Origin of the sequence: Myxococcus virescens (assembly GCF_900101905.1) — a bacterium.
GTDB classification, from domain to species: Bacteria; Myxococcota; Myxococcia; order Myxococcales; family Myxococcaceae; genus Myxococcus; species Myxococcus virescens.
In genome coordinates, this window is sequence record NZ_FNAJ01000014.1 from 25,965 (window position 1) to 43,537 (window position 17,573).

Annotated in this window: 11 protein-coding genes and 1 pseudogene; 2 read left to right on the forward strand and 10 right to left on the reverse strand. The window is 66.7% G+C overall.

Annotated features, from left to right (window positions below):
* Positions 1-30: 30 nt before the first annotated feature.
* From BLU09_RS29430 to BLU09_RS39950, 7 genes and pseudogenes are all read right to left on the reverse strand, one after another.
* Positions 31-2,295 carry a family 2 encapsulin nanocompartment cargo protein terpene cyclase gene (locus BLU09_RS29430; protein ID WP_090493312.1) on the reverse strand — a complete coding sequence of 755 codons (2,265 nt, stop codon included), beginning with the start codon at positions 2,293-2,295 and terminating at the stop codon, positions 31-33.
* A gap of 867 nt (positions 2,296-3,162) precedes the next feature.
* A pseudogene (locus BLU09_RS40135) lies at positions 3,163-3,258 on the reverse strand (hypothetical protein); the annotation flags it as partial.
* Positions 3,259-3,313: 55 nt separating this feature from the next.
* Positions 3,314-4,246, reverse strand: coding sequence for a mevalonate kinase (gene mvk / locus BLU09_RS29440; RefSeq protein WP_090493316.1), 933 nt, complete (start codon positions 4,244-4,246; stop codon positions 3,314-3,316).
* A 4-nt stretch (positions 4,247-4,250) separates the two neighbouring features.
* Entirely contained in the window at positions 4,251-5,579 is a 1,329-nt protein-coding gene (locus tag BLU09_RS29445) for a hydroxymethylglutaryl-CoA reductase, degradative (RefSeq protein WP_090493318.1), read from the reverse strand.
* Between the two features lie 33 nt (positions 5,580-5,612).
* Positions 5,613-6,671 carry a type 2 isopentenyl-diphosphate Delta-isomerase gene (fni, locus tag BLU09_RS29450; RefSeq protein ID WP_090493320.1) on the reverse strand — a complete coding sequence of 353 codons (1,059 nt, stop codon included), beginning with the start codon at positions 6,669-6,671 and terminating at the stop codon, positions 5,613-5,615.
* 304 nt (positions 6,672-6,975) lie between these two features.
* Positions 6,976-7,551: an RDD family protein gene (locus BLU09_RS29455; RefSeq protein WP_090493322.1), complete on the reverse strand. Its 576-nt coding sequence runs from the start codon at positions 7,549-7,551 to the stop codon at positions 6,976-6,978.
* A complete protein-coding gene (locus BLU09_RS39950; protein ID WP_279627376.1) occupies positions 7,548-8,969 on the reverse strand; it encodes a zinc-dependent metalloprotease in 1,422 nt (473 codons plus the stop codon). The genes BLU09_RS29455 and BLU09_RS39950 overlap by 4 nt, the downstream gene beginning before the upstream one ends.
* A 739-nt stretch (positions 8,970-9,708) precedes the next feature.
* On the opposite strand from BLU09_RS39950, the gene BLU09_RS29470 reads away from it, so the two are divergent.
* A complete protein-coding gene (locus BLU09_RS29470; RefSeq protein ID WP_090493323.1) occupies positions 9,709-10,839 on the forward strand; it encodes an acyltransferase family protein in 1,131 nt (376 codons plus the stop codon).
* Positions 10,840-11,388: 549 nt separating this feature from the next.
* On the opposite strand, the gene BLU09_RS40140 is transcribed toward BLU09_RS29470, so the two are convergent.
* The gene (locus tag BLU09_RS40140; RefSeq protein ID WP_090493326.1) at positions 11,389-11,562 is read right to left on the reverse strand and encodes a YetF domain-containing protein; all 174 of its coding nucleotides are present in this window, start codon (positions 11,560-11,562) and stop codon (positions 11,389-11,391) included.
* A gap of 408 nt (positions 11,563-11,970) precedes the next feature.
* Positions 11,971-13,107, reverse strand: coding sequence for a lipase family protein (locus BLU09_RS29480; RefSeq protein WP_090493328.1), 1,137 nt, complete (start codon positions 13,105-13,107; stop codon positions 11,971-11,973).
* A gap of 575 nt (positions 13,108-13,682) precedes the next feature.
* Here BLU09_RS29480 and BLU09_RS29485 point away from each other — a divergent pair.
* On the forward strand, positions 13,683-15,131 hold the full coding sequence (locus BLU09_RS29485) for an FAD-binding protein (protein WP_090493330.1): 1,449 nt from the start codon (positions 13,683-13,685) through the stop codon (positions 15,129-15,131).
* Positions 15,132-15,361: 230 nt separating this feature from the next.
* Here BLU09_RS29485 and BLU09_RS29490 read toward each other — a convergent pair whose 3' ends face one another.
* Positions 15,362-17,095, reverse strand: coding sequence for a Kelch repeat-containing protein (locus BLU09_RS29490; protein WP_167371183.1), 1,734 nt, complete (start codon positions 17,093-17,095; stop codon positions 15,362-15,364).
* Between the last annotated feature and the right edge of the window lie 478 nt (positions 17,096-17,573).

Consider the following 17,573-nt stretch of genomic DNA (forward strand, 5'->3'; position numbering starts at 1 on the left):
GAATCAAAAGGCTTCGGACTGCGGTTGAACTCAGGGCTTGCCGCCGTGGAACAGCTCGGCGATGCGCATCGCGGACATGCCCAGGCCGGAGACCTTCCCGGCCTTGAACTTGGGCGACGCGTCGTGGATGAGCTCGGTCTCCGTGTAGCGGGTCACCTCCGCGTGCCACCGGGGGATGCCCGCCATCCACTGCTGGAGCTGCTCCACGTACTTGTGCAGCTTCTCCTGCGCCTTCGCATCCAGGCCGAAGGTGCGGATGACCACCGGCAGCTCCTTGGCCACCAGGTGCTCGAACTGCTTCATGCGCGCGGTCATCAGCTCATTGACCGTGAGCACCGCCGTGTCCTTGTCCACGCCGAGGAACTTCTGGACCACGAGCACGCAGTTGTTGAGCTCGCCCTCGAACTCAATCTCCTTTTGATAGGAGAAGAGGTCGTTGACGAAGCAGGCGTAGTCCGCGGCGGAGTTCTCCAGCCCGCGCAGCGTGCGGGTGTTGAAGACGTCCTCCGGCACCGCGTCTCCCTTGGAGAGGCGCGACAGGCTCATGGTGAGGTCCGAGCCGAACGTCTTGCGGCGCATCTCCACGTAGTCCACGGGGTCCGGCACGCGGTTGAGCAGCTGGTTGTTCAGCTCCCACACCCAGCTGTCCGTCATGTCCTGGATGGCCTTGCGGAACAGCTTGCGGCTGCGCGGCGACAGCGGGCCGGCGGTGCGCTTCCACAGGTCCGCCAGGCCCAGCTCCACCGGGTTGGTGGGAACGGCGGCGTTGGCGGCCTCCACGTCATCCGGCATGAACTGGCCAAGCCGCGCGGTGAACAGCTTCGCGCCCGCCATGTCCCGCGTGTTCGCGTAGAGCATGGGGAAGTAGTCGTCCGCGTAGGTGCCCCAGACGAGCCAGCACGCCGTCAGGTCCAGCTGCTCCGGCGTCGCGTCCGGGTGGATGTACGCGCCGCAGAGGGCCACGTCCGCCGCGTCGAACTTGTGGTCGTCCCAGACGTAGAACCCCACGACGGGAACCACCTCCAGCATGCCCACCCGCCGCGCCCACGCCTTGGAGTTCTTGCGCGCGCGATCCAGGTGCGGGCTCAAGTACGTGCTGTACGGCATGTAGAACGGCGGCAGCTTCGTGGGGCCCACGTGCTGGCGGGGCACGTGGCTCAGCGAGCGGGCGCGGGGCCCCAGCCCCAGCCCGCCGGCCGTCAGCGGCAGCCGCAGCGCGGAGGTGCCCAGGCCCGAGGGCACGGGAATGGACAGCGCCGGGCGCTCCTCCGAGTGCTGGTTCATGTAGCGGTTGGAGCGCATGTGCCACTCGTGGCCGCCGGACTGCCAGTCCTGGAGTCCGCGCAGGTACGTGAGCACCTGCGCCTGCTCCACCGGGTTGAGCCCGTACTCCGCGAACAGCCACGGCAGCTCCGTGGCGAAGGTGGTCTCGAACTGCTGGAGCCGCGACGTCAGCAGGTCGTTGACCAGCTCCGCCGCGCGCTGGGTGTCGCAGTCGAGGAACGTCTCCACCACCAGCACGCCGTTGGAGAGCTCGCCCTCCTCCAGGATTTCGCGCTCGTAGGAGAACAGGTCGTTGCGCAGGTGCACCGCGTCCGAGAACGTGTCCTTGAAGACGCGCATCGGCCGGCTCTTCACCACGCGGTCCGGAATCTCCGCGGCGACGGCGTGCTCCACCAGGTCCGACGACCAGGGCGCGCCGCCCACCTTGCGGCGCATCTCGATGTACTCGATGGGATTGGAGATGCGCGCCTCGCTGATGTTCTCGATCTCCCACATCGATTCATCGAGCAGGTGCTTGGTGTTCTCGAAGAAGCGGCGGCGCCAGTCCATGGACATGGACGGCACCGTGCGCTGCCACAGGTCCCACAGGGCGCGCTCCACCGGGTTGACGGGCTCCGGCGGCGTCTGGGACATGTCCAGCGGCATGAACAGCGGCAGCCGGTCCAGGTAGGCTTGGCCGCCCTTCACGTCGCGCGAGTATTTGAAGACCTCCAGGAAGTGGTCGTCGAAGTAGAAGACCCAGACGTACCAGTCCGTGATGAGGTCCAGCTCCGGCCCCGGCGCCTCCGGGTGCGTGTACGCACAGAGCAGCGCGTAGTCCATGCCGTCGAAGCGGCGCTCGGACCACACCTCCCGGTCCGTCCCATCCCGCGGCGGCCCCAGGATGCCCATCTGGTATGACCACGCCTTCGTGTGCGCGCGGGCCGACTCCAGGTTCGGGTTCAGCCGCGCCGGCCAGGGCACGTAGAACTCCGGCAGCTGGAATGGTTGCTTCTGCCTCCCCTTCGACATGCACACCTCTCGTTGGTCCCATGGAATTGCGCTGACGTCCAGCAGTCAACTCCACGAATGACAGTCTGAGTCAAGATATATCAATCCCTCAATAGGGATTCGCGGAGATTCGCGACGGCCCACCCAGCTCAATGGGTGAACAGACAAGAGTCCAGCGACGTCCATCTCCGCTGCGCGAAGTCCGGGACGAACCAAGCCTCGAGGAAGCGCAGCGGGTGCCGCGCGAGCAGCCCCACCCGTCGAGCGAGCCGCCCCAGCCCCCACTTGCTCGCGCGAAACGGACGCAGTTGGCTTCAGGGGGGTCATTTCATCCCCCTCCGGCGCGCCTGGCCTCACTTCGCCAAAGGACTCCCGTCACTCACAGGCGAGAAACCACGGTTCGAAGCAATGACACACAACTTCACAACCGCCTGTTTCACGAATGACTCCATTCATCGAACCTGAGTCGAGCCCCTGCAACGAGGCTGCCATGATACGACAGGCCACATCAAGCGTGATTTGAGGAAGCTGAAACAGCCAGGCTCCGTGTTTGACACGTCAGCCGCATTTGCTGACGCGTCAACTGGCCTCATGACACGCCCGTCTGCGGCGCCTTGGCTGACAGCGGGGTTCGGCTGACCCGAGCCGCTGGGCATGAGCTGCTCGTGGGATGACCCGACCGATTTCCGAGAACTTACGTCGACGCGTTCTCGATGCGCGAGAGGAGCGCGGCAAGACGTACGAGGAGTTGGCAGCGCAGTTCCGCGTGGGCCGGGCCACGGGCAGCGCAGCACACCGCCCGCGAAGCTCGTCGCCACGTCCCCACCACGCCCCTTCCCGCCTTGCCCCAGCGTATGCGCAGCACCAACCCGGGCACGCAGCGAATCACATCCACTCGCAGAACCCACCCTGCACGTTCCGGCACGCCGAGCCGCTGCCCATGCGCGCCAGGATGCTGGCCGCGCGGGGCTCCGACGGCAACCCCACATCACCAGGGCGATGTTGGGATGCGCCAGAGCTGTGGCTTTCATGGGAAGACTCACGACGCCCGCGGACCCGCGAGCTGGCTGCTGAAGCAGCGCACGCCCATCCGGGTGAGCTTCGTCACCACGGGCTTGGGCTCCAGGAACAGGCCAATGACGGCCCCACCATCTCCACCAGCTCCGGTCAGCTTGGCGCCCAGCGCCCCCAGCTCCCGCAACCGGTAGACCATCTCTTCCAACGGCGGCGACGACAGGCCCAGCGCCGCGAGCAGGCCCTGGTTGACGTTCATCGCGTCGCCCAGCGCCTCCAAATCTCCCGCCGCCACCGCCTTCGCGCCCTCCGAGGACACCCGTCCAATCTCCGCGAACAGGCGCTCGTAGCGCGACGGCCAGCGAGCCTGCCGCTCCCGCAGCGCGCCCACCGTCTTCTTCGTGGGGCTGCGCTCACCCGCGAGCGTCACCACCACGTGCAAGGGCTTGGGGCTCTGCACCACCTGCCCCGTCCCCTTGGCGGCCCCCGGCTTGCGCCAGTAGAGGACCAGCTGCTCCGCCGCGCTGGTGGTGTGGTCCACGCCGGACGGCGTGCCGTGGAACTCCTGCTCCATCGCCCACGCCACACGCGCCGCGTCCTTCGGCGTGGGCACCTTCCCCGCCGCCTGCAGCAGCAACCGCGCGCACGCCACCGACAACGCCGCCGAGCTCCCCAGGCCCACCGCCAGCGGCAGGTCCGCCTCCAGCGACACCTTCACCGGCGGCGCGCCCGTCACCTCCGCTGCACGGGCGAACGCCGCCGTGAGCTGCGCCCGCTGCGGGCGGCTGAGCGTGGAGGGCAACGCGAGCTGACACGCCTTCGCCGGCACGGCGCGCGCCGTCACGCCCTGCGACAACGGCCCGGCCAGGGCCGGGTGCCCGTACACGACGCTGTGCTCACCCAACAGGATGACCTTGCCGGCGCCAAAGGCCGACAAGGATTCAGGACGAGGAGCCACGGCGTCAAACCGTGGTGCCGGTCGCGGCCGCGGCATCCTCGGCGGGAAGGCTGGCCAGCAACTCGCGGGCCTTCTCCACCTTCACGTGGCCCGCCTTCACCAGCAGGTTGGCAATCTTCTCCACCCAGTCGCCCCGCGCGCCCGCCGTCACCGCCACGCAGCGCGCGTGCATCGCCATGTGGCCCTTCTGGATGCCCACGCTGCCCAGCGCCCGGAGCGCCGCGAAGTTCTGCGCCAGCCCCACCGCCGCGAACACCATGGCGAGCTCTCGCACCGACGTCGTCTGCATCAGCTTGAGCGCCATCTGCACGCCCGGGTGGATTTTGATGGGCCCGCCCACCGTCCCCAGCGCCATGGGCAGCTCGATGCGGCCCACCAGGTGGCCCTCTTCCAGGTACCAGGTGGACAGCGGCCGGTACTGCCCGTTGCGACAGGCGAACGCGTGCGCGCCCGCTTCAATGGCGCGCCAGTCCTGCCCCGTGGCGATGGCCACCGAGTCAATGCCATTCATCACGCCCTTGTTGTGCGTGGCCGCACGGTACGGGTCCGCCTCCGCGAAGCGGCTGGCCTGGGCGATGCCCTCGGCAATCTCCTCGGCCGGCATCTCGAAGTCCGCCAGCAGCGGGATGGGGATGCGGCACATGGCGCGCGCCAGCCGGCGGTCCGCCAGGTTGGAGAGGATGCGCAGGTACACCTTGCCGCCCGTCACCTGCTCGATGAGCGGCGCCACGCCCTCCGCCATGGTGTTGATGAGGTTGGCCCCCATCGCCTCCTGGGCGTCGATGATGAGGTGGACGATGAGCAACGGCTCGCCGCGCGGCCCTTCCGGGGCCGGCAGCACGCGAACCTCCACGTCCTTCGCCCCGCCGCCACGCGCCACCATGGCCGGGTGGAAGCTGTTGGCCAGCGCGAGAATCTGCTCCTTGTGCGCCAGGATGCGCTCGGTGGCCACCGTCGGGTCGCCGTAGCGCGACACCTGCACCTGGCCAATCATCAGCGACGGGTCGGCCTCACCCAGGAAGCCGCCCGCCTCTCGGACAATCTTCGCCGCGAAGGACACCGCCGCCACGACGGACGGCTCCTCCACCGCCATGGGCACCAGGTAGTCACGTCCGTTGACCTGAAGGTTGAGGCCCAGGCCCAACGGCAGGCAGAACGTCCCCACCGCGTTCTCAATCATCTGGTTCGCCAGGACAGGCTGGAGCGCCTCCGAGCCCAGCAGCTGCTGCAGGTCCTCGGGCGTGAGCCGGAACATGCGGGAGAGGTGCGCGTGGCGCTCCTCCATCGGCAGCTTGTGGAACCCGGGAAGCCGGGACGTCACGGTGTCAGACATGTTCTTCCTTCCAGACTTCAGCGCGGCCACCCGCTACAGCGCCGCAAACCAATCCTTCAACTCTCCGGTGACCACCCGGGGCCGCTGTCTCAATTCAGCGCAGCTTCTGCTTCCCGTCAGCACAAGCGCCTGCCGCAGGCTCGCCAGGATGACCTCCAGCGCCGCCTCCGCCGCCTCCACGCCGCCCGCCTGCTGCGCGCGGAACAATGGCAGCGCCACGCCGGCCAGGTTCGCCCCCAGCGCCAACACCTTGGCCGCGTCCAGCCCCGTGCGCAGGCCACCGCTCGCCACCAGGTGGACGTCCGGGCCCACGGCCCGACGCACGGAGGCCAACGCCGCCGCCGTGGGAATGCCCCACGCGCTGAACTCCGCCCCCAGCTGCGCCTGTACGCGCGACGCGCGAAGCTGTTCCACGCGCACCCAGGACGTCCCGCCCAGGCCGGACACGTCGATGTTCCGCACGCCCAGGTCCACCAGCCTCCGCGCGACGTCCGGGCCAATGCCGCAACCCGTCTCCTTCACCAGCAGCCGGTCGCCAAAGGCCTTCACCAGCAGCTCCACCACGCGGTAGCCGCCCTGGAAGTCCCGGTCGCCTTCGGGCTGCGTCAGCTCCTGGCCCGCGTTGAGGTGCAGCGCCAGCCCGTCCGCGCCAATGCCGTCCACCAGCCGGCGCGTCCCCTCCACGCCCAGCCCAATGGCCTGGAACATGCCGATGTTGCCCAGGAGCGCCACCGTGGGCGCCACCTGCCGCACCTGGAAGGACGCGGCCCGCGAGGCATCCTCCGACATGGCGCGCTGGCTGCCCACACCGAAGGCCAGGCCGTGGCGCTCGGCGAGCAACGCCAGGTCGCGATTCACCGCCCCCGCACGCTCCGTCCCACCCGTCATCCCGGTGACGAGCAGCGGGTAGCGCAGCCGCTTGCCCAGGAACGCCGTGGACAGGTCCACGTCCTCCACGGACATCTCCGGCATCGCGCAGTGAACCAGCTTCACGCACTCCAGCAGGGTGCTGTTACCGGTGGGTTCGACGTCACCCATGGCGCAAAGGTCGAGGTGCGCGTCCTTGCGTCTGGCTGTGATGTCGTCGCCCATCTCGTTGAAATCCGGTCTGCCCTGGGTGGAAGGCGCGTAAGTACCTGAATGGCCAAAGTTTCCTGAGCAAGCACGGCGGCCAAGGTGCAAGCCAAAGGGCCCGCGAGGTCCGTCTCCGCGTGTGGTCAGCAAACATGAGTCGAGCCCATGCAACGACGGCGCCATGATGCGCCAGGCCGCATCAAACGTGATTTGAGGAGGATGAAACAGCCAGGCTCCGCGTTTGACACGTCAGCCGCAGTTGCTGACGCGTCAACGGGCCTCATGACACGCCCTGGGCCTACAAAAAAATGCTGTCGCTGGGTCATGCGGACATCAACGCGAGTGAGCGCGGAGCTCGACGGGCATTCACGACACGAGTGTCGGCCACCCAGTCGTGGAGACACCGCCGGTCCTCTCCAACGACGAAGAGGGCGTCCACGAGGCCGAACCAGCCGCAGTAGCCGAAGAGCACAACCGGGAGCGCGTTCCTCAGCAGGGCCATGCGCCACACCCCAGCCGGACAACCGGCGCTCCGGACGACTTGAATTCCCAAGAGCCTCTTGCCGAGGCTCGCCCCAGTGCCGCGAATCAGGCTCGCCTGAACGAGCAACGCGAGGAGCGCCGGGACGTAGACAACTGGAGCCTTCATCGCCGGCTCGCCCGGCAGCGCCCGGCACCGGAGGACGCCCAGGAACAGGGACGGAAGCACGAGCGCGGCGCCATCGACAAGGCTTGCCGCGAGCCGGGCCCTGCGCGTCGCCAGCTCCGGAGCTGCGTGAAGGCACTGAGCCTTGCAGGCAATGGGCGGCTGAGTTCGTGGAGCGATGTCACGCCCCTGGGCAAGAGGGGCGCCGTGTCGACGCTCACGCAGACACGGCGCCCGGAGGATGGTGCTTATGGTCCCGTCAGGCGGTTAAGCGTGAAGGAGGGCCGGTTCCACGTCCCGCCGGGGAAGCTCACTGCGGAGGAGGCAGCCATGCCACCTGGAGTGCCCGCCGAGCCATTGACGGTGAAGGTGCCCGCGGCCGTCCCCGAGGTCGACGTTGGTCCAGTGCAACCCGGACAGAGATTCGTCCCGGTGACGTACGTCATTGGGAACACGAGCGACGTGGAGGCGCTGTTCACCACGCCCTGCAGCCACACCGGATTGCTGCCCTGATAGACGGTCAGGTTGAGAACGTGGGTGTTGCCCTGTGTATTGAAGCTGCCGCCCCAGCCGGGCTCCGCGCCGTTGTACCAGAGGCCATTCAGGTTCATCACGGTGCTGCCGCCACCGAAGGCCAGGAATTGGATGGGCTCGTTGCCGGAGAGCGAGCCCAGCTTCCAGTAGAAGCGCCACAGGCCGCTGCTATAGGTGATGCGCAGGGTGCCCACCACGGAAAACGTCGCGGAGGAGCCCGTCCAGGAGGTCTGCAGCAGATCGCCCCGCCACTCGCCGGCCTCCGCGACGAGGTAGGCCTGGTACCAGATGGGCACGCCCGCGGCCGTGTACGTGTACCAAGTGACGTGGATCTGGTCGGAGGCGAGGTGCTGGATGTCCAGGCCGTTGCCAGAACGCGCCGGGTTGTACCAAGGGCCCTTGTCCGGGCGGGGCGGGAGCGCCGCATACAGGTAGGTCAGCGCGCTGAGGTCGCCGGAGGTGAACTCCCCCGTTTCGACCGAGCGGAAGCAGGAGTTCATGAGCGAGCCGCCGACGGTCGCCGTCGTCGGCGTGCCCGGGATGTGGATGGCCCCGACGCCCGCGTCACCTTCGTTGCCGCCACTGCCGCAGCTGATGCTGCGGTTGTAGTAGTCCGTGTGGCGCAAGCCGATGGTGTGGCCAATCTCGTGCGTGATGACGTGCTCGATGACGTCGACGCTGTAAGAGGAAAGCCCGCCGCCGATGTTGATGGTGCCGTACGGCAGCCCGCCCGAGGGGAATCCCGCCGAGCCTCCAACGACACCCGGCTGGATGACCGCGTTGATGGTGAAGCTGCAGCCGGTGCTCGGCGTGCGCGCCATGGCGAAGGACAGCGGCAACTCGTCGTAGTTCTGGATGGCCAGATCGAGTGCCGTGCTGAAGTTGCCGGTGAACGTCGAGCCGTTGATGCAGATCTTCGTCACCGCCGAGCTGATGAGGTTCGTCGTGTGGTACTGCTCCTCGGTGCTGTGGTCCCGCGCGAGCATCTCGCGCGATGCGGCCAGCGAGACCTCGGCGTCTCGCCCGACGTACACCTTCCCGTCGACGACCATGATGTCATCGGCCGGAAACCCGGCCTCGGCCAGATTGTCGACAATCTCCTGCGTCTCATCGGGTTGTCCAGCACATCCGAACATCAAAGCACTGCATCCCACCGCAAGGACGAGACTTTTCACAAACATGGATACTCCTTTGGTCGACCAGAAGTACATCCGTTCGCGGGGTTGCCGCGCCCCGCAGGCGACACTCCTTCCAGACAATCCCGCACAGTACGCTGAAGCCAGACTCCGTGTCGACGAAGGCATCTACCCGTAATGCTTCGCAGTGCCCTGTACCGGTGCAGGCCTGACCCTGAGGGATCCCCTTATTGAGCGAGTGGGGGCGCCTCGTCCTCCACTTCCTTCCCCCGTACTGCCCCAGGGCAATCGCATCAAGCGGGTGTGGCTCGAATTGCATGCCAACGTCACCCGTAACCACCGCTGCCGTCCCCTGGCCACGCTCATGTCCCGGGTGCATGCCTACCTCTCCGCTCGCAATGCCTAGCGCTCCGCCAGTCCATTCCTGCGTCGAATCGACGGCGCTGTGTACGCAGAGGACCTGAAAGCAAGAAGGCCCTGCCTGAAAGCAAAGGCAGGCAGGGGTTGAAGTGGAAGCAGCAGCGGGAGAATCTGCCGGGGAATCCTGCCTTGGCGTTCGCGAAAAGCACGGCGTTCCGGCCCACCCCGCTTTCCCGAAAGCGCCGCATGGCGAAGAACATCGGGGCGTGGGATTTGGTGCCGCACGTCAGGAGATGTCGCCTAGCATCCAGCGCATCCCCACCCCTGAAAGCCGACTCCGCTGAACGCCACCGAACCGCGCCACCTCGCCGGCCTGGACCTGCTCCGGTGCCTGGCCATCCTCATCGTCGTCCTCTTCCACTACCCGCGCCCCGACGGCCACGAGGCCTATCGGATGCTCGCCAACTTCGGATGGACGGGTGTGGAGCTGTTCTTCGTGCTGAGCGGCTTCCTCATCGGCTCGCAGCTCCTGGAGCCAGCGTCCCGGGGCGAGGCACCATCTCTAAAGCGCTTCTACCTGCGGCGCTCGTTGCGCATCCTGCCCCCCTATCTCATCGTGGTGGCCCTGTACCTCTTCATTCCCGCGTGGAGTGAACGCCCCGTGGAGACGCCCGCGTGGCGCTTCCTCACCTTCACGCAGAACTTCGGCCTGCGCCTGAACGGCTTCTCCCACGCGTGGTCGTTGTGCGTGGAGGAACACTTCTACCTGGTGCTGCCCCTCACCGTGCTCGCGCTGCGCGGGCGCGTCCGGGCACCGCACCTCCTCGCGGGCGCGGTGGGGTTGATGGTGGCCGGCATGCTCCTGCGGGGCGGCCTGTGGCAGCGCCACTTCTCGCTGCTCGGGCCGGGTGACGCAGGGTGGCGCGGTTACGACACGCTCCTGTACTACCCGACGTACGCGCGGCTCGACGGGCTGACGTGCGGCGTATTGCTCGCGGCGCTGCGCGTCTTCCGACCCGCGGCATGGGAGCGCTGGACACGAGGAGCCCGCGCCGGAGGCCTGGCGTTGGTGGGACTCGTGTGCCTGGGCGGAGTGTTTTGGATGAACGAAGAACACTTTCGGAACCTGGCCCACACGATGCTCGCGTTCCCCATGACGTCGTTAGGCTACGCGGCGCTGCTCATGGCCATGGCGGGCCCCACCGCCTCGCGCGTGTGCGCCCGCATCCCCGGCGCAAGAACCTTCGCGGTGCTGAGCTTCACCGTCTACCTCACCCACAAAGCCGTGCAGCACGGAGTCCGCGTCTCACTGGAGCCCTATGGCATGGACGCATTCCACCCCGTCACGCTGTTGGGGGGCGCAGTGGCGGTGCTGCTCGCGTCGCTCGCTCTGCACCACGGCGTGGAACGGCCCTCGTTGAAGTGGCGCTCGCGGCTGGAGACGCGGCTCGTCCCCGAGCCTTCGCCCCAACCCGCCGCCCTGGTGGACACCAGCACCATGGCGCGCTAGCTGGGGCGGACGAAGGCGAAGTTCACGGACACTCAATCGGACCCCGAATTTTCCCGATTTCACCTAACCCCATGATGTTTCTCGTTCTTTTCCTTCGCAGTCTCTCGAGAGAGCTCAGAGAACGAGTTCGCGCAGGGGTTCATTCGGGGCGCTGAACGAAGGGCCCTGCCAACCGGTAGGGTCCTTTTGTTTTACATGGGCCTCGCAATGAATATCGCGGGGCCTTCGTGCTTGTTCCTACACCTGTCGTTCGGAAAAAGCCGGTACCACCTCCCTGTTGAAAGAACAGGAGGGGGGAGCGAGGCTTCCCATGTCGTCGACAATCGACGTAGAGACGCGAGCGCACGAGGTGCGCCTGGTCGGCCAACTCGGCGCGGAAATGGAAGAGATTGGGGCCTGGCTGCAGCCCCACTTCCGCAGGCGCGAAGCACATGCCGCCGCAGTGGAGTACGTGAGGGCGCTACTGGGGTGCGCGCAGCGGAAGAATGCGTGGGGCCTTTCAGAGGACGCGCGGCACGGGCTCCTTGCGCGCCACACGGATGACGCTGTTCATCCCGCTCGGCTCAAGGTAGGCGCGGCGACTTCCTTCACGTCCGTAACCCGGTGCATTCGAAGTTCCGCCATCAGTTCCTCACGATTCATGAACTCACGACACAGAGCATGCTGATTTATCTGCCCGTCACGAATCAGCGCCACGGGCCGGGACTTGAGCAGCGCGGCCACCGGTAAGCCAACGCGTCAATCGCCACGCTCCAGGCGCAGACGGCTGCTATCACCAACAGGCTGTCGAGCAGCCCCGCTGCGCCGGCACCGCGGGGTGGCGGAGCGCACCAAGTCATCTCGCAACCTGGAGCGCCGGCGTGGGACCTGGGCTCATGTGCCCGAGACGGCCTCTGTCGAGCTGAGGATGGCGAGCCCGGAGTACCTCCCCACGCAGGAGCCCCAGGGCACCTCGTCCGTGACGCTCTCCCCGGGAGGCTACTGCCGGCAGCCGTCACCCACTTTGGAGATGACTTTGGCCGCCCCGAGGGCATTCCTCGCGGGAGCAACCACGGCGGGGGGAGGCCACCAAGGAAGCCTCCCCCAACCATCGCATTGGAGCCAGCCGAAGTTCTGCCTCTCGTCTCCGCGTCAATTCCCGCTCAGCGCATTGACGATCTGCTGAGCCGACTTGGGGTCGTCGCAGGAGTTGCTCAGCGGGAACCACCTGCACCCGGCCGGCGGTTTGCCCTGCGGGAACCATTCCTTGTCGCCATTGAACGCGCTGACGTAGGCATTGAGGTGCTGGTAGCCGAGCTGCGCCATGAACGACGAATCGTCGGTCCATTTCACGCCGGTGTTCTTGCTGTCGGTGTAGAGCGCCAGCGGGCCGTCGAACGCGGGGGTCTGCTCGAACTGCACGTATTGTTGGTTCGAGGCGCTCGCCTGCCGAGCGCCGATCATCTTCCCGACAGGGTCATTGGCCAGGACGTTGAGGCCGTAGATGTTCGTCGGTTTCGTCAGCGCATTCATCGTGCCCGCGTTCCAGGCGTGTGGCACCACGTCCTTGGCGTTCCAGATGAACGTGGCATTGGCTTTGCCGGCACCGAACACGCTCTTGAAGTGGTCGAGGAACGCCTGGTTGCCGATCGACGGCCCCGCTGTCGCCAGCAGGTTCACGTGCTGCCAGTGGCTCAGGTTCGTGTCCTGCGTATTCAGTGCCGAATCTGGATCCATGAGCGCGAGCATCAGCATCGGGGCGAGGCCTCCGCCGAGGCTATGCCCGGTGAACCAGAGCGTGACGGTCTGCTTGTTCGGGATGTTCCCCAGAAACGTCCGGATGTCATTGAGAGGCCACTGCATCTTGAAGAGGAGCCTCATGAGGCCCTCCCAATCCCCCGTCGTCACCTGCATCGGCGAGGAAGTGCTGCCCACCTGTTTGAGCTTCCAGTCCGTCGGCTCGATGTCGAGGTCCTCGGTCGTCATATCGAAGGAGGACAGCGCGTTGGTCCCAGCCACGGCCACCACATAGACCGGGAGAGGGTTGTTGCTACCGTCCAGTTGCTGCGCGACGAACATCCCGTTGCTCACCTGAGGGGGGAGCAGGTCATCCAGGGTATAGCTCGGGCCCCAGACCACCTTCCACTTCGAGTAGGGAGCATTCAGGCTGTTGATCTGCCCTTCCAGGTCCTTCGCGCTCCAGGGACCAATCAGGTTGCCCACAGTGGCTTGGCTCGCCAGCCATGAGAGAGCAAAAACCTGCTTCTGAATAGACGTGGGATTGAACATGCGGGCTCCAGTTGAGAAACGGATTGCGGGTCAAAGCCAGCCCTGTCGAGAAACTCCAAGAACTGGCGCCACGAGGCAGCAATGCATGCGCTGTGCCTCTACCGTGGTTGGGTGGCCTCTGGGTGGGCGCTGCTCTGTGGAGCCCGGCCAGAACTCAAGCCTGCGCTGGAGCCCGAGGTGTCAGTCCTCTTGTTTGACGTGTCAATTCCCACCACTGACATGTCAGCCCTGAGCTGAAGGGAGCGAGCCCGTGGATGGCGACGAGCCCCCACGCGAAAGGCGGGTTCAACTGTCTGTCCGGGTTGCCGCAGTGTCTGCGATGGCGGAATGGGCTGCGCAAGGACTCCTTTCCTCCCTAGCAGGTTGTTTCAAAGTCCCCTACCTGAGGGGCTGCCGCCCACCGCCAGTTGCGCGCCGTCGGGGATCCTCCCTGGAAGCACGGCACAGGGCGGCTCCCGTTCGTCCCATGCCCGGGACTGACGCATTGCACACCATGCGATGGAGCCCGAGGAGAGAGGGCAATTGTTGGGGAGGCGGCCTCGGGATAGAAATCTCCGACGCAGAAGGAGGAGTGAATGTCGAGTCGAACCGTCTCCCGGAGGACGTTGCTCCAAGGCACGTTGGTGGCAGTCGCATTCAATCCCATGAGCCGGAGTTGGGCCTCCACGCTGGAGGCTGGCGCGGTCCCCCTGCCGCCACTCGATGGCGAGTTGCTGATGGACACAGCGTCGCGGACCGCGGCCTCGGAGGACTTCGGTCACATCCTCCACCGCACGCCGTGGGCGGTGCTCGTCCCCGGCTCGGTGAAGGACATCGTGGCCATGGTCCGCTTCGCGAGGCGCCAGTGCCTGAAGATCGCCGCCGCTCGGGGCCTCGGTGAGAGCCACAGCACCTTCGGCCAGTCCCAGGTGGCGGCGGGCATCGTCATCGACATGTCCACGCTGTCGACCATCCACGAGATTGGCGAGGACAGCGCCTGGGTGGATGCGGGCGTCCGGTGGCACGAGTTGCTCCAGGCCTCGCTTCCCCACGGCAAGAGCCCGCCGGTGCTGACCGACTACATCGAGCTGAGCATCGGTGGGACGCTGTCTGCGGGGGGCATCGGCGGGCAGGCGTTTCGCTGGGGCCTCCAGGTGGACAACGTCCTGGAGATGGACGTCGTCACGGGTCGGGGTGAGCTCGTGCGGTGCTCGCGCTGGCGTGAGCGGCCCCTGTTCGACGCCGTGCGCTCGGGCCTGGGCCAGTTCGGCATCATCGTGCGAGCGAGGGTGCGGCTCGTCGAAGTGCCGCCTCGCGCTCGGACGTACATCGCGCTGTACAACGACCTCCACCGCTTCATGGAGGACCAGCGGCGGCTCATCGAGGACGGTCGCTTCGACTACGTCGAGGGCTCCGCCGTCGCCTCCAACGGGGGCTGGGCGTATCAGCTCGAGGTGGTGAAGTACTTCACGCCGGGCTCGGAGCCGAACGATGCGCGACTGCTCGCGGGCCTGGGCTTCCAGCCGGGAACGCTCCAGGTGAGCGACGGCAGCTACTTCGACTTCGCCAACCGGCTCGCACCGCTGGTCGAACTGCTCAAGCAACTCGGCGTCTGGGGCTTCCCCCATCCGTGGCTGGACATGTTCGTCCCCGCCCGGTCCGCCGAGTCCTTCGTCCAGGAGGTCCTCTCGCAGACCACCGAGGCCGACATGGGGCAGGGACCCATCCTCCTCTACCCCTTCCGCGCCTCGGCGCTGACCACGCCCTTCCTACGCACCCCCAACGACAGACACGTCTTCCTCTTCTCGCTGCTGCGCACCGCCATTCCACCGACGCCGGAGAACGTCGCATCCCTCCTGCGGAAGAACCGCGCCATCTTCGACCGGCTCACGGCCATCGGCGGGAAGATCTATCCCGTGGATGCCGTGCACTTGAGCCCCGCCGACTGGCGCCGCCACTTCCACCCCGGCTGGGAGCGGTTCGAGCACGCGAAGCGACGCTACGACCCGGACCGCATCCTCACGCCGGGACAAGGCATCTTCTGATCAACGCCCCCCGAAGGGGCATCTTCGTGCTCGGGGCCGCATCCCATGGGAGTGGCTCCGAATCCGCCATGCCACCTGTGCCGCCCCCAATCCGGTCGCGGCGTCATGGGTGCACCTCGCTCACTCAGCAGTGCGTCAAGGCGAGTGAGCGAGGCGCGCGAAGGGCATCGTCTGCTCGGCGCGTACTCCGAGGCGGCACCCTTCCTGGCACAGGGGGAGAGGCTGTGCGCTCAGGGTACGTACACCTCCGCCGTGGCAAGTGGGTGGGTTCCATCTTCGCCACCCACGACGAGAATCCTGCCTGAGGTCAGCACCGTCGCGGTGTGAGCTCCGCGGGACTCCGCCATGGAGCTGGTTGCGGACCAGGAAGAGGTGGCCGGGTCGTACAACTCCGCGGTGTTGTAATAGCTGCTGCCGTCGCCCCCCGCGACGAACACCTGGCCCGAAGAGAGCAGCGTGGCGGTGTGGCGGGAGCGGCCTTCGACCATGGAGCCAGCCGCGGACCAGCTGTTGGTGTCTGGATCATACAGCTCAGAAGAAGCCGGTTCGGCGAGCGATTGCCCCCCTGAGATGAGCACCTTGCCGGAGGGGAGCAGCGTGGCCGCGTGAAGGCTACGTCGCGTCACCATGGCGCCGGCTGGAGTCCACGTATTGGTGGCCGGGTCGTACACTTCGGCGCTGCTCAAGCTCCCGGAGCCATTGGTCCCCCCTGAGACGAGGACCTTGCCGGAGAGGAGCAATGTGGCCGTATGGTTGAAGCGGGCGGTGCTCATGACGCTGGACCGAATCCAGATGTTGGCGAGCGGTTCGAACACCTCCGCAGTGGCCACGGCGCTGTTGCCATCGGTGCCGCCGGTGACGAGAACCTGGCCCGAGGAAAGCAGCGTCATTGCGTGACCGTAGCGGCCCCCGCTCATAGGGCTCACCGGATACCAGGCGTTGCTCTGCGGATCATACATCTCCGCGCTGGTCAGGGCGCCGACGCCCCCAGTGACGAACACGTAATTATCGGAGAGCAGTACGGCGGCGTGAGCGAAGCGGCCCGTGGACAAGGCACTGACGGGAGACCAGGAGTTGGTCGCTGGATCGTACGACTCCACACTGCTCAGGGTGGTCGTCCCATCGCGCCCCCCAGCGATGAGCACCCGGCCCGAGTCGAGCCGCGTGGCGGTGTGGTTGTAGCGGCTCGTGGACATCGCCCCTGCGGACGTCCACCTGGTGACGCTGAGTTGAGCCGTACCGCTCACGCCACCCAGGGTGGCGGTGATGGTGACGGGCCCCCCCGCGGCCACGCCAGTGCACAGGCCCGTGCTGCTCACGGTGGCAATGGCGGCGTCGCTCGTCGTCCATGCCGCGCTGCTCGTCACATCGACCGTGGTGCCGTCGCTGTAGCTGCCCTGGGCGGTGAACTGCTGTGTCGAGCCCGAGAGCACCGAGCCCGTCGTGGGAGTGAGCTCGATGGAGGTGAGCACGGGCGAAAGAGGCGTGATGGTGAGTTGAGCCGCGCCGCTCACGCCACCCAGGGTGGCGGTGATGGTGACGGGCCCCCCCGCGGCCACGCCAGTGCCCAGGCCCGTGCTGCTCACGGTGGCAATGGCGGTGTCGCTCGTCGTCCACGTCGCGCTGCTCGTCACATCGACCGTGGTGCCGTCGCTGTAGCTGCCCTGGGCGGTGAATGGCTGCGTGAGGCCTACCGACACAGAGGCAAGGGAGGGTGACACCTGTAGCGAGAGGAGGTGAGCGGCGGTGACCTCGAGGGTTGCCTCGCCCGAGGCTCCGCCCGCGTTGACGGTGATGATGGCGCTACCGGGCTTGAGCGCCGTCACTTTGACAGTGCCATCCGGTTGCGGTTCGACGGAGGCCACTTGAGGATCGGACGTCGTCCATTGCCGTGAAGTGGAGGCGTCGAGGTCGACGACGCGGCCATCGTCATAGACCCGCTGGGCCTTCGCAAGGGTCGTCATCCCCGCGGAGATGCGGGTCTCCGCGAGGGCGACTCGGAGCGAGAAATCGTCGCGAGGAAGTGGAGGCGGATGATCATGGCAGCCAATGACTGCCAGCGCCAAGCAGAAGGCAAGAAGTGAGATGGGTAGGTTTTTCATGCGAAGTGGCTCTTGGTTCAGAGTGGGGAAAGGCCCAGATGGCCAGCAACCAGAGCAGGTACCGAGTCACGTCAGCGCGGCCACCCTTACTCTGAGTGTCAGCGATTGGATATTGGACCTAGTGCCTACTCAGCGCGGGCTCAGCCCCTGGACCCACCGGTCCGCGAACCGCACCAACTCCGCCACCGAGTCCACGTCCAGCATCTTGATGACGCGGGCGCGGTGCGCCTCTAGAGAGAGTGAGCTCGCCCCGATTTCGTGGGGCGAGCTCAGACTCTTTACATTTGCTGCGAGCCCCTGACTGGCGCACCTTCCCAAGAGCGTTGGTAACCGGGGCGGG

What these genes read in the sequence shown, in the direction of transcription:
- BLU09_RS29485 (WP_090493330.1), top strand. Translation starts at nt 13,683, where the DNA reads ATGTCGAGTCGAACCGTCTCCCGGAGGACGTTGCTCCAAGGCACGTTG.
- BLU09_RS29445 (WP_090493318.1), bottom strand. Translation starts at nt 5,579, where the DNA reads ATGTCTGACACCGTGACGTCCCGGCTTCCCGGGTTCCACAAGCTGCCG.
- BLU09_RS39950 (WP_279627376.1), bottom strand. Translation starts at nt 8,969, where the DNA reads ATGTTCGGATGTGCTGGACAACCCGATGAGACGCAGGAGATTGTCGAC.
- BLU09_RS29480 (WP_090493328.1), bottom strand. Translation starts at nt 13,107, where the DNA reads ATGTTCAATCCCACGTCTATTCAGAAGCAGGTTTTTGCTCTCTCATGG.
- BLU09_RS29490 (WP_167371183.1), bottom strand. Translation starts at nt 17,095, where the DNA reads ATGACGACCCTTGCGAAGGCCCAGCGGGTCTATGACGATGGCCGCGTC.
- fni (WP_090493320.1), bottom strand. Translation starts at nt 6,671, where the DNA reads ATGGGCGACGACATCACAGCCAGACGCAAGGACGCGCACCTCGACCTT.
- BLU09_RS29430 (WP_090493312.1), bottom strand. Translation starts at nt 2,295, where the DNA reads ATGTCGAAGGGGAGGCAGAAGCAACCATTCCAGCTGCCGGAGTTCTAC.